Source organism: Rubinisphaera margarita, from assembly GCF_022267515.1.
Lineage (GTDB): Bacteria > Planctomycetota > Planctomycetia > Planctomycetales > Planctomycetaceae > Rubinisphaera > Rubinisphaera margarita.
In genome coordinates, this window is the sequence record NZ_JAKFGB010000014.1 from 571,976 (window position 1) to 584,340 (window position 12,365).

Genomic DNA, 12,365 nt, shown 5'->3' on the forward strand with positions numbered 1-12,365 from the left:
CTTTGCCGAAAACATACTTCGGGAATAGAGCTATGATCTCATTCTGGACTCGCGGCAGTTCTCGCCACTTCACGGCGGATCTGCCAGACTCGACGACCGCCCTCGGACGCCGTCGCACCGGCTGGCGTCGCGGCCTCCTGTTTGGCTCGGCTGCTCTTGGTGCCCTGTGCCTGTCGCTGCTGAAACCAGTGAGCGTTCAGGCCCAGCCTCCGGCTCCCGGATTCGGCGACAGTTTTGGCAGCAGTCTCCCCTGGGATTCACGGCGTCAGTACTACGAACAGCTGCCGGCCGATCGAGGCGGTGTCTACGAAGAGACCTCGCCCATCGACCGCTTTCTGTATCAGGTCGCCGATCAGTCCTGGCTCCAGATCGACTACATGCTCTGGAATCTCGATCAGTCCAACGATGAGATCATCGGCGAATCCGTGCTCAACGAAGAGAACCCCGACCTGGGTTATCTGGCGTTCGATCGTTCCTCCGGAGCTCCGCCTGTCAACGACATTGGAGGCACACGGCTCGGCTACGCTCAGCGAATGGGCCTCATCGATCTGAACAGCATGAACGGGATGCGACTGAAATACGGTCTTGAAACTCTCGAGGGAACTTTCGAAGCCAGCGCCTGGTGGATCTTCCAGACCAACCGGAGCGGCGCCGCAGGTCCCTATATCCTCCGCAACAACCTCCTCGGAGGAACAGCGGCGACGCCCACGGTCGATTTCGACGGCGTGACAGCGATTCCGCTCCTGCGAGATTCCACCATCGCGAACAGCGCACTCATTTTCGATACCTCCTACGCAGTCAACTACGAGTCGAGTCTGTTCGGGACCGAGTTCAATTACTTCTGGGACGACAAACGGCCCAAGAACGGCTTCCATTTCAAGCACATGCTCGGCTTCCGGTACATGAAGCTCGACGAGAACATGAGGCAGACCGGCGTCGATAGCGAGGTGACCACCGACGTCAATAACAACGAGATCACCTATTTCCGCACGGCGACCATCGAAGCCGATACGATCAATCAGATGTATGGTCCACAGATCGGAGCTCGGATTGAACTGGTTGATGACTATTTCATTCTCGGTGCGCAGCCGGCCTTCACGCTGGCCTTCAATCACATTGACGCCCGAATGAATACCAACGCCCTGTTTACCGGCGACGATCCGCTCACCCCGGACGATGAATCAACCGATCCGACGTACGACAAAGTCACGCAGGACAAACTTTCGCCTGTTCTCAGCCTGGCGATGTACACGAAGATTCGCCTTCAGGAGAATTTCTACCTGTACGCGTCCTGGGACGTGTTGTTCATGGACGCCATCGTGCGACCGGGTGAGACGATCATCTACGACGACGACGGCGATATCACGCCCGACTTCTACGTCGACCCAATTGAAACCAGTGCCCTCATCCAGGGCTTGAGCGTCGGAGCGATCTTCGAGTTCTAGATCCGATCGCTGCCGTGCAGGAACGCACTTCGGAAAACAGCACACGAAGCCGGTTCGAGCCGAAATGGCCGCGAGGAAACTCGGTGGGGCATTTCGGCGATCGGGCTACGGTTCAACGACTGTCCTCATCGATGCGTTCCCATTGCGGTCACTGCTGGTCGGCGGCGCCAGAGATGGGTAGACCGACGAACGCAGTAGCTGAGGACGGGGATTGAAGTCCTGAGGACGTAATCCCCGACCGGTTCCGGAGTCCTTCTCCGTATCGAACCATTCTTCTCGAGGAGCCTTCTGCTCCGCATTGAACCGCCCGTCCCCCGTTATCGGACATCGGACCGGGGCTGCGCCGATTTCTCGTGCCACTCGCTGCTAAAATCCCCGTTTCGCGGGGCTTCGCGCGAAAATGGGATTTCTACCCAGAAGCTCCAATGATCGCGCTTGAAAATGGGATTTCCGCCCATTAGATTGGACCGCGTAATGAGCAAGCTATCCCGGAAATCGCCCAGACTCATGAGTGAAACCCCTGCGGAATGAGCGAGCCCATTATCACTGGTGAATTCAAGCGGACGATTGACGAACGGCATCGCCTTTCGTTGCCCCCTGAGTTTGCCTCTGCAATTACTGACGAACACGGCGAAACGATTGTCGTGAAGGAGCGATATGGATGTCTGAGTCTCTGGTCTGCGGCGAAGTGGCAAAACCGGCTCGACCAGGGTGTCGAAATCATTCGTCAGAAGATTGCAGCTGGTCGCCTCGAACAGCGATGGGACGAAGTGCAACGGCTTGGTCGACTGCTTTCCACCCGTCAGGTTTCCGTCAAACTGGCGAATCGTTCCCGACTCTTAATTCCTGAAGGCTTTCGGAATTTTCTGAACGTGGCTCCCAACCAGGACGTGGTTGTCGTGGGAGCTGTCGTCTGTGTTGAGGTCTGGAGTCAGGAAGCCTGGCTCGACACGCTCAAAGACGAGATGCCTGAATTCAATGGACTCTTCAAGGAGTTGAGTTCCTAAGCAAACACTTTCGAGATGCTTTCCGGGTCAGAACTGGCAAAGGCGTAGCTCACTCAGCGAAACAGAGTTGCTCCCCCAATACCCAAGGACGGGCCCAATGCACGGATGCAGGAGATGACACTCCACTGGCCCGGAAAGCTTTTTCTCGAATCGCCCCCGGCTGCCCGGCAGCTCTTGCCCCTTTGCCGGGGCATGTGCATGATGAACGGATCTGACACCCGTCGCCTCTCTGTTGAGGATTGATTCATGCGACGCGCTCTCCCGTGGCGAGTCTTCTTTCTCGCCCTCATTCTCCCGCTGAACTCTTTCATCGTTCCGGTCCGCGCTCAGGTAGCCGGTGTGGAATCTCTGCCCAAATCGGACTGGGCAGAAATTCGCGTCCTTGATGCCGAGTCCCATCAGGGCATTCCACTCGTCGAACTTCGCACCGTCAACGGACTGCTGTTCGTCACCGACAACTGCGGGCGAATTGCGTTCCAGGAACCAGGCCTGCTCGGTGAAGAGCTCTTCTTCTTCATTCACAGTCATGGGTATCAATCCCCCAAAGATGGCTTCGGCATGGAAGGTGTCCGGGTGGTCCCCCGGCCCGGTGAACCAGTCGAGATCCGTCTGCGAAGAACCCAGCTCGCCCGCCGCGTCTGTCGTCTCACTGGAGAAGGAAAGTTCCGCGATACGCTGCTGCTCGGTTATGAACGTCCGCTTCCGGAAAGCAGTCATCCCGGAAAGGTCGCCGGTCAGGATTCCATCCAGCCGGTTGTCTACCAGGATCGTATCTACCACTTCTGGGGCGACACGCAGCGAATGAGCTATCCGCTCGGCCTGTTCCGCATGGCCGGAGCGACAACACCGCTTCCCGAACAGGGGCAGGTTATTTCCGTCGAGCAGGGATTGCCCTACGACTACTTCACCGACGAGAAAACCGGCTTTGCCCGCGCGATGATGCCGCTTCCCGAACGGCCGGAGGGAGTTGTCTGGGTGGAAAGTGTCTTTGTCGTCCCTGATGCCTTCGGCCGCGAACGCTTGGTCGGACACTATTCACGTCGAAAGAATCTCAGCACCGAACTGGAGCAGGGGATCGCCGTGTTCAACGACGAACTGCAGATCTTCGAGCCAGTCGCTCAACTCCCGTTGACGGAGACCTGGCGAAAGCCGTCAGGACATCCGATCCTCATCGAAGATGAAGGCACCGAGTGGATCCTGTTCGGCAGCCCCTGCCCCAACGTACGGGTTCCCGCCCGCTACGAAGACGTCCTCAATCCGGCCCGCTATGAAGCACGGACCTGTGTCTCTCCCGCGCACGACGGACAATCCCCCGCCATCCACCCCGATGCCTGGCGCTGGCAGACGGAGCTTTCACCTGTCGACTCCGCTCAGGAACAGGAGTGGGTGGAAGCCGGAAAGCTGCCGCCGGACTCCGCACGTTTTCTTCCTCGCAACCTCGACGATCCCTCCGAACTTGTTCAATTGCATCGGGGCACGGTGCACTGGAACGACTTCCGTCAGAAGTGGATGCTCATCGCTGGTCAGATCAACGGAACCGCATCGCATCTCGGTGAAGTCTGGTATTCCGAAGCCGACGAACCGACCGGACCGTTTCGTTACGCGAAGAAGATCGTCACTCATGATCGTCAAACCTTCTACAACGTCTGCCATCACCCGTTCCTCGATCGCGATGGAGGAGCCACCGTCTACTTCGAAGGAACTTACACGAACGATTTCTCTGGCAATCTCCACAAGACACCCCGGTACAACTACAACCAGATCCTTTACGAACTCGATCTGAGAAACGTGAATCTGCACTCTGTTGCCGAGTCCACGGAATAAGGAAACGTTGTTTCGCGGTGGCGTAGTCATCGGGGCAGGTGACTTTGCCCGGGGAATCGCAGCCAGTGAGGGCCCCGTCTTTGACAGGTCCGACAATCACCGAATGCGTCTTTCTGCCCGCACTTTCCTCATCGGCCCCTCTTGGATCGGAGCGGCTGCGCCTATAATAGCTCGTTACGAAACAAACGAGAGCAGGGGCGGGGATTTGCATGGACGTGCGCGAGAAGCTGGCGATTCTGGCCGATGCCGCCAAGTACGATGCTTCCTGTGCAAGTAGCGGCTCGAAGGCCACACGTCCGGGCAGCAAACTCGGCAGTACTGAAGGGATGGGAATCTGTCACAGTTACACTCCCGATGGCCGCTGTGTCTCGCTGCTCAAAATCCTGCTCACAAACTACTGCATCTACGACTGCCAGTACTGCGTGAATCGCATCTCCAGCGACACGCCCCGCGCCCGCTTCACGGTGGAAGAAGTCGTCTCACTGACTCTTGAGTTCTACCGCAGGAACTACATCGAAGGGCTCTTTTTGAGTTCGGGCATCATCCAGAACTCGAACTACACCATGGAGCAGCTTACGCTTGTCGCGAAGACACTGCGGCAGGAGCATCAGTATGGGGGATACATTCATCTCAAGACGATTCCCAATGCCGATCCCGAACTGATTCAGGAGGCGGGGCTCTGGGCCGATCGTCTCAGCGTCAACATCGAGTTGCCGACCGAAAACGATCTGCATCAGCTCGCGCCCGAAAAGAAAAAGGTCGAGATCGTGCAGTCGATGTCGGGCATCCGTGAGAAGATTGACGAGTTCAAAGCCGACCGGAAAGAGGGCTTCAATGCTCCGCGATTCGCACCCGCCGGTCAAAGCACTCAGATGATTGTGGGAGCCACGCCCACGTCCGATCAGGAGATCCTGCAAACCGCCACCGAACTCTATACCGGTCAGAATCTCCGTCGCGTTTACTACTCCGCTTACAGTCCGATTCCCCACGCCGACGCCCGGCTGCCTGCGCAATCGCCGCCGCTGGTCCGCGAGCATCGTCTCTATCAGGCCGACTGGCTCATGCGGTTCTACGGTTTTTCGTCGGAAGAAATCGTCACGGAGGCCGATCGCAATCTCGCACTCGATATCGATCCGAAACTTGCCTGGGCGCTCGCCAATCGTCACTTTTTCCCGGTCGATGTGAACCGGGCCTCTCGGGAAGAGTTGCTCCGCGTTCCCGGAATGGGCGTTCGTTCGGTCGATCGCGTTCTGCAGATCCGCCGCCACCGACAGCTTCGCAGCGAAGATCTCAAAAAGCTTCGTGTCGCATGGAAGCGAACGCGAATCTTCGTGCAGACCGCCGATCGAAATCCCGGTTTGCTCAATCTGGAGAGTCTGAATCTGAGACAGCAGCTCCAGCCAGCCCGCAAGCAACTGTTGCTGTTCGACGCGGCGACATCCGCCACAACGGGTGAGGTGTAGCCGTGCCGCTCCGTGCTGTGGAAACGTTCGAAGAATGGCGGGAATCCGCGCGGGAATTACTCGCGGCAGGAATTTCGCCAGAAGAAGTCACCTGGGCCGGCCCGTCACAAACACTGTTCACTCCGGAATCCGCTCATGCCGGGCAATCAGCGGGAACGCAGAATTTCTCTGTTCCGCCGGAGTTCATCGAGCGGGCTCGAACGGTGGCCTGTCATCTGGATGTGAGTCGCTGGGAATTACTCTATCGCATGCTCTGGCGACTCACGCACGGCGAGCGTCACCTGCTGAAGGACTCCGCTGATGACGACGTCTCGCGATTTCAGCGAATGCACAAAGCCGTCACGCGTGATGTTCACAAGATGAAAGCCTTCGTGCGATTTCGGAAAGTCGAGGTCGGCTCTGAGGAGCGGTTCATCGCCTGGCATCGTCCCGATCATCGGATCGTCCGGCTCGCCGCTCCCTTTTTTGCTCGCCGGTTTCCCGCAATGGAATGGACGATTCTCACGCCGGCCGAATCGGTCAGCTGGGATCAGCAGGAACTGAGATACGGCCCCGGCGTTCCCGCTTCGGAGGCTCCGGAAGGCGATGTGCTGGAAGATCTCTGGAAGACATATTACGTCTCCACGTTCAATCCGGCCCGGATTAAAATGAAAACAATGAAGAAGGAGATGCCGGTCCGTCACTGGCCGACTCTCCCGGAAACAGCACTCATTCCCGAAATGCTCGAACAGGCGGGACAAAGGGTGACGGCCATGATCAACACACGCGAAGGTTTTGAGACGACAGCCACCTCGTACTTCCCCGAGAGGATGACCTGGAAGAACGTGGCAGAGGCGGCTCAACACTGCAAAGCCTGTCACCTCCACGAACACGCCACACAGACCGTGTTCGGAGCGGGCGCGAAGAAGCCCGAAATCGTGATTATCGGCGAGCAACCCGGCGATCGTGAAGATCTCGAAGGCGAGCCCTTTGTCGGCCCGGCCGGGCAACTTCTTGATGAAGCACTCGCAGGCGCGAAGATCGACCGGGCCAGTGTCTACATCACGAATGTCGTTAAGCACTTCAAGTTCACACACAAAGGAAAGCGGCGTTTGCATCAGAAGCCGAATGCCCGCGAAATCAGTGCCTGCCGACCGTGGCTCGAAGCAGAACTGGAGATCCTCAAACCCTCCTCAATCGTGCTACTGGGGGCGACAGCCGCTCAGGCGCTGCTCGGCCGGGATTTTCGGATCACCCGTCAGCGGGGCGAGATGATGAAGTCTGAGTGGTGCGACCGCACGATTGCCACCTGGCATCCCGCGGCGATTCTACGAATGCCGGATCAGGATCGGCGTCGGCAGATGAAGGATGATTTAACACTCGATCTGGCAGCAGTTCGTTAACGTTCAGTTTTGCGGCACCTCGCCCCATTTCTCAGCAATCGCCACAAAGCGGTTGGCGAGTCTGGAGAGAGGTACACGCTTCATGGTTGGAATTTCAAACCCTTTTCCATTTTTGACTTACGCCTTAGTTGACGGAACTATTGGGGCCTTTATTCTCACAGGATCAGGCACAAGCTTGAGCACTACGCTGGGATAAGAACGGAATTGCAGCGGGTGCAGTCCACTATCAACGTCGCGACATCCCCTGAAAGCGACTCGGAGCATTCCATGGCAATGGAGATCGTAGTCCCGGCTGTAGGTGAATCGATTTCAGAAGTCCAGATCGGCGAATGGTACATTCCCGAGGGCAAATGGGTCGCAACCGACACCGACATCGTGGGACTCGAAACGGATAAGGCCACCTTCGACGTTCCTGCCCCCGCTGGTGGCAAGATCACCCGGATTCTCAAGAAGGCCGGTGAACGGGCAGCCGTCGGCGATGTCATCGGCTACTTCGAAGAAGCCGCTGCGCCCGCCGGTCAGGACTCCGGGTCCTCGAAGAAGTCTTCCGACGGGAATTCGTCGGGTGGCCAGAAAGAGGACGCGGCGAAACGCCCCCTGGAGTCGAGCGGGAAAGCCCCTTCTTCCTCAGGCGATTCCAAAGTGATGCCGGCCGCATCCCGCGAACTCGCTCAGCGAGGCATGGATGCTGGTCAGGTGGCTCCGACAGGCCCCGGCGGACGTATACTCAAGGAAGACGTCATCCGCGCAACCGAGCATGGGACTGCGTCCGGTCCTGGCTTTTCTCAACCGATGCGTTCGGAAGACGTCATCCCGCTCAGTCCGATCCGTCGCCGCATTGCTGAACGGCTCGTCTCCGCCCAGCAGGAAGCGGCCCTGCTCACGACATTCAACGAAATCGACATGTCGGGCGTGATGGACCTGCGGAATCAGTACAAAGACGAATTCCTGAAGAAGTACGATATCAAACTCGGCTTCATGTCCTTCTTCGTGAAGGCTGTCGTCGACGCTCTCAATCAGGTGCCCCAGGTCGGAGCCCAGCTCAAAGACAATAAGCTCGTCTACCGCAACTACTACGACATCGGCATTGCCGTCGGCGGCGGGAAGGGACTGGTTGTTCCCGTGCTCCGCAATGTCGAACGGATGAGCTTCGCCGAAATCGAACTGGCCATCGCCGACTTCGCCCGCCGTGCCAAAGACAACAAGGTCACGCTGGAAGAACTCGAAGGCGGCACCTTTACGATCACCAATGGCGGCATTTATGGTTCGCTGCTTTCGACGCCGATCGTCAATCCTCCACAGAGCGGCGTGCTCGGAATGCATGGGATTTTCGATCGTCCAATCGCTCTGAATGGCGAAGTCGTCATTCGTCCGATGATGTATGTTGCCCTCACTTACGATCACCGCGTGGTTGATGGTCGCGAAGCTGTGACCTTCCTGAAACGCATCAAGGATGTGGTCGAAGCTCCCGCCCGAATGCTCATGGAGATTTGACCTCCGCCCGCCGTAACTCTCACCTCCGCTGCGACGTCTGTTGATTATGAGTACCACCTTCGATCTGATCGTCATCGGGGCCGGCCCCGGCGGATATGTTGCGGCCATTCGTGCAGCTCAACTGGGGTTGAACGTCGCCTGCATCGAGAAAGAGAAAGCCCTCGGCGGCACGTGTCTCCGCGTCGGCTGCATTCCGAGTAAGGCCCTGCTCGAATCGAGCGAACTTTACGAAGAAGCTAAAGGCCATTTCAGCAGCCGGGGGATCAACGTCGGCAAGCTCGACCTCGATCTGCAGAAGATGCTCGGGCAGAAGAACGAGACGGTCAACACACTGACTCGGGGTATCGACGGGCTGTTCAAGAAGAACAAAGTGACCCGTTTTCAGGGGCATGCGACTTTCCAGAGCCCTGACAAGCTCGTCGTCCGCTCAAGCAGCGGCACCGAGGAACTTGCCGCGAAGAAATATCTGATTGCCACCGGCAGCATGCCCGCGACTCTGCCCGGCGTCGTGCTGGATGGGGATCGCGTTGTCACGAGTACCGAAGCTCTTGAATTCGAGAAGGTTCCGGACAAACTCGTCGTCATTGGCGGGGGGGCCATCGGCCTCGAAATGGGGACCGTCTGGCGACGGCTCGGCTCCGATGTCACCGTGCTCGAATACCTCGACCGCATTCTGCCCGGCATGGACGGGGAACTCGCCAAGCAGGCTCTCAAGATCTACAAGGCCCAGGGGCTCAAGTTCCAGCTCGGAGCCAAGGTCACCGGCGTGACCGTGAATCGCAAGAACTGCGACGTCCATGTCGAAGGGGCAGACGATCTTCGTTGCGATCGCGTGCTCGTTTCCGTGGGCCGCAAACCGAACACCGAGAACCTTGGTCTCGAAGAGGTCGGAATCCAGACCGACAAACGCGGATTCATCCAGGTCAACGAGCACTACGAAACCTCGACCCCCGGCGTGTTCGCCATCGGCGATGTCATCGGCGGAGCCATGCTCGCTCATAAAGCCGAAGAAGAGGGCATCGCCTGCGTGGAGCGAATCGCGACCGGTTACGGCCATGTGAATTACAATGCCATCCCGGCGATTGTCTACACGACTCCCGAAGTCGCTTCCGTTGGTCTGACCGAAGAGGAGCTGACCGAGAAGAAGATCGAGTACCGTTCCGGCTCCTTCCCGTTTGCGGCCAACGGGCGAGCCCGCGCCATCGGCCATGCCGAGGGGATGGTCAAGATCCTTGCCGACAAGAACACCGATCGCATTCTCGGGGCTCACATCATCGGCCCGCATGCAGGCGATCTGATTGCCGAAATCGCCGTCGCCATCGAGTTCCATGCCAGCAGCGAAGACCTCGCCCGCTGCTGCCACGCTCACCCGACTCTCGCCGAAGCGGTTAAAGAAGCCGCCCTCGCTGTCGACAAACGCGCCATCCACTTCTAGACGGCAGCGTATCTCTAAGATCCCCCGCTACTTTGCGAACTCGCGGCTGATCTGACGAGACCGATGGAAGAAGGCTTCGTCGAGATGGTCATGGATGCGGTCTTCGGTCAGCATCATGCCGACGATGCCGCCGGGCGGCTCGAATTCGATTCGATCCACGAGCTTCGTTTCTGTGTCGGACACCGAGACGAACTGGTGCGTATGAATCCACTTCGGCACCGGACCTTTGACAAGTTCTTCGACGAACATGTCGGGCCGATTGAACATCGTGATGCGATGCGTGACCTTCTGGACGATGCCGAAGGTCTGCACGGCGAACTCGAACTGCACCCCGTGCTCAAACTCAGGGGGCACGTCGATGAACTTCAGTCCCATCTGCGGCGGGCTGATCTTCAGCAGGTTCGCGGGACGAATGAAGAACTCAAACACGTCGCTCACGGGCGCGGGGACGACGAGGTCGCTCGAGAAAATCGGCATGAGACTTCCAGAATAGACGCAGAATCAGAGAGTCGGGAGAACAGCGTCCCCTCTCGTATTATCGCGGACTTCGACAACGGGCAAGTCCCGATTCTCAGAAGAGGCGGTTATACCCGTTCAGGGCGGCCACACGGTAAGCTTCCGCCATCGTGGGATAGTTGAACGTGGTATTCATGAAGTACTTCAGATTGTTCGCCGATCCCTGTTGCGACATGATCGCCTGGCCAATGTGAATAATCTCGCTGGCGTTGGCTCCGAAGCAGTGGATTCCCAGGATCTCCAGCGTCTCCCGATGGAACAGCAGCTTGAGCATGCCGACGGTCTGGCCCGTAATCTGGGCGCGGGCGATGCTCTTGAACATCGAGTGTCCGACTTCGTACGGAATCCGAGCTTCCGTAAGGTCCCGTTCCGTCTGTCCGATCGAACTGATTTCCGGGCTGGTATAAATTCCCGAAGGGATATCCTGAATCATCGCCCGATCGGCATGGCCGTTGATGAAATGACTGGCCGCGTAGCGACCCTGCACATAAGCCGCCGACGCCAGTGAAGGAGGTCCGATGACATCCCCGACCGCATAAATGTGATCATGCTTGGTCTGGAAGTCGTCGTTGATTTCGATCTGTCCCCGTTTGTTGGGAACGATGTCGATCGAGTCGAGTCCCATGTCGTTGCTGTTGCCCTGCCGCCCCGCAGCCCAGAGCAGACAATCGGTTTTGAGCATCTTGCCCGACTGCAAATGGAGGATGACGCCATCGTCTCGAGGTTCGACCCGCTCGAAGTTCTCCCGATGGCGAATCAGCACGCCGCGGTCCCGCAGGTGATAGCTGAGGGCATCGATGATCTCGTCGTCGAGAAACTCGAGCAGTTTGTCACGTCCGTTGACGAGGTTCACCTTACAGCCGAGGTTGCGGAACATTGAAGCGTACTCGCAGCCGATCACGCCTGCTCCATATATCGTGATCGAAGTCGGCGTGTAATTCATCGTCAACACGGTGTCGCTGTCGTACACGCGGGGATGATCGAAGTCGACCGACTCCGGACGGAACGGCCGCGATCCGGTCGCAATGATAAAGCCGCCGGCAGTCACTCGCTGACAGCCGCCGTTGTGCTCACAGACTTCGATGGTGTGTTCGTCGAGAAAACTGGCATGACCGTGCGTTAGAGTCACGCGATTTCTGCTGTAGAAGCCCTGTCGCATGTCGACCTGCTTGGCGATCACCGCTTCGGCACTGCGACGCATCTCCGGGAAGCCGAGTTTGAGCGACATTCCGAGGTCTTTGGTGAACGCCGAGGAGTTCAGCTCGGTCATCCGGAAGATGGAATGTCTCAATGCTTTACTGGGAATTGTTCCCCAGTGAGTGCAGCCTCCGCCGATGAGGCTGTATTTCTCGATCACGCCAACGCTCTTACCTTCTTTGGACGCCTGCATGGCGGCCCCTTCGCCACCGGGTCCTGTTCCGATGACCACGACATCGTAATCGTACATGTACTCCATCCTCGGTAAGTAGATCGTTGCACGTGCCTCAGGCCGCCACTTTCGCCTTCGCGAGCGAAAATTCCGGACGGCCGCATCCAATTGCCAGCGCCGCATCAGCTTAGGGGAGCAGCGGAAACGCGACAAGTGAGATTCGGGCCCCGACCGCATTCGGGAACGCCGGTCCACATGATCAAAGTTCCTGGAGTTAGTGCGGGTGACCATGGACAAGCGGCCACGTGCTGGTGAGGGGGTTGGCCTCAACCGATCGGATTTGAGGAAGGATTCTCGCATGTTGAGGGTTTTCCCTCTCTGTTCGCCCCTCCAGTAGCAGATTTGTGACCTATTAGTTGTGTGCGATAAC

9 protein-coding genes are annotated in these 12,365 nt (G+C 57.9%); 7 read left to right on the top strand and 2 right to left on the bottom strand.

Annotation, left to right across the window (positions count from 1 at the left end; genetic code table 11):
* Positions 1–32 precede the first annotated feature (32 nt).
* From L1A08_RS15215 to lpdA, 7 genes are all read left to right on the top strand, one after another.
* Entirely contained in the window at positions 33–1,445 is a 1,413-nt protein-coding gene (locus tag L1A08_RS15215; protein ID WP_238757297.1) for a BBP7 family outer membrane beta-barrel protein, read from the top strand.
* Positions 1,446–1,972: 527 nt separating this feature from the next.
* Positions 1,973–2,452 (top strand): division/cell wall cluster transcriptional repressor MraZ, encoded by a 480-nt coding sequence (locus L1A08_RS15220; protein ID WP_238757298.1) that lies wholly within the window; start codon positions 1,973–1,975, stop codon positions 2,450–2,452.
* Positions 2,453–2,698: 246 nt separating this feature from the next.
* Positions 2,699–4,276, top strand: a complete 1,578-nt coding sequence (locus L1A08_RS15225; RefSeq protein ID WP_238757299.1) for a hypothetical protein — start codon at positions 2,699–2,701, stop codon at positions 4,274–4,276.
* Between the two features lie 209 nt (positions 4,277–4,485).
* Positions 4,486–5,739, top strand: coding sequence for a putative DNA modification/repair radical SAM protein (locus L1A08_RS15230; RefSeq protein ID WP_238757300.1), 1,254 nt, complete (start codon positions 4,486–4,488; stop codon positions 5,737–5,739).
* Between the two features lie 2 nt (positions 5,740–5,741).
* The gene (locus tag L1A08_RS22860) at positions 5,742–7,121 is read left to right on the top strand and encodes a UdgX family uracil-DNA binding protein (RefSeq protein WP_238757301.1); all 1,380 of its coding nucleotides are present in this window, start codon (positions 5,742–5,744) and stop codon (positions 7,119–7,121) included.
* 267 nt (positions 7,122–7,388) lie between these two features.
* The gene (gene odhB / locus L1A08_RS15240; RefSeq protein WP_238757302.1) at positions 7,389–8,615 is read left to right on the top strand and encodes a 2-oxoglutarate dehydrogenase complex dihydrolipoyllysine-residue succinyltransferase; all 1,227 of its coding nucleotides are present in this window, start codon (positions 7,389–7,391) and stop codon (positions 8,613–8,615) included.
* 46 nt (positions 8,616–8,661) lie between these two features.
* Positions 8,662–10,050, top strand: coding sequence for a dihydrolipoyl dehydrogenase (lpdA, locus tag L1A08_RS15245; RefSeq protein ID WP_238757303.1), 1,389 nt, complete (start codon positions 8,662–8,664; stop codon positions 10,048–10,050).
* Positions 10,051–10,077: 27 nt separating this feature from the next.
* Here the strand turns inward: lpdA and L1A08_RS15250 are convergent, their stop codons facing one another.
* A complete protein-coding gene (locus L1A08_RS15250; RefSeq protein ID WP_238757304.1) occupies positions 10,078–10,527 on the bottom strand; it encodes an SRPBCC family protein in 450 nt (149 codons plus the stop codon).
* A gap of 94 nt (positions 10,528–10,621) precedes the next feature.
* On the bottom strand, positions 10,622–12,013 hold the full coding sequence (sthA, locus tag L1A08_RS15255) for a Si-specific NAD(P)(+) transhydrogenase (RefSeq protein ID WP_238757305.1): 1,392 nt from the start codon (positions 12,011–12,013) through the stop codon (positions 10,622–10,624).
* Positions 12,014–12,365: the final 352 nt, after the last annotated feature.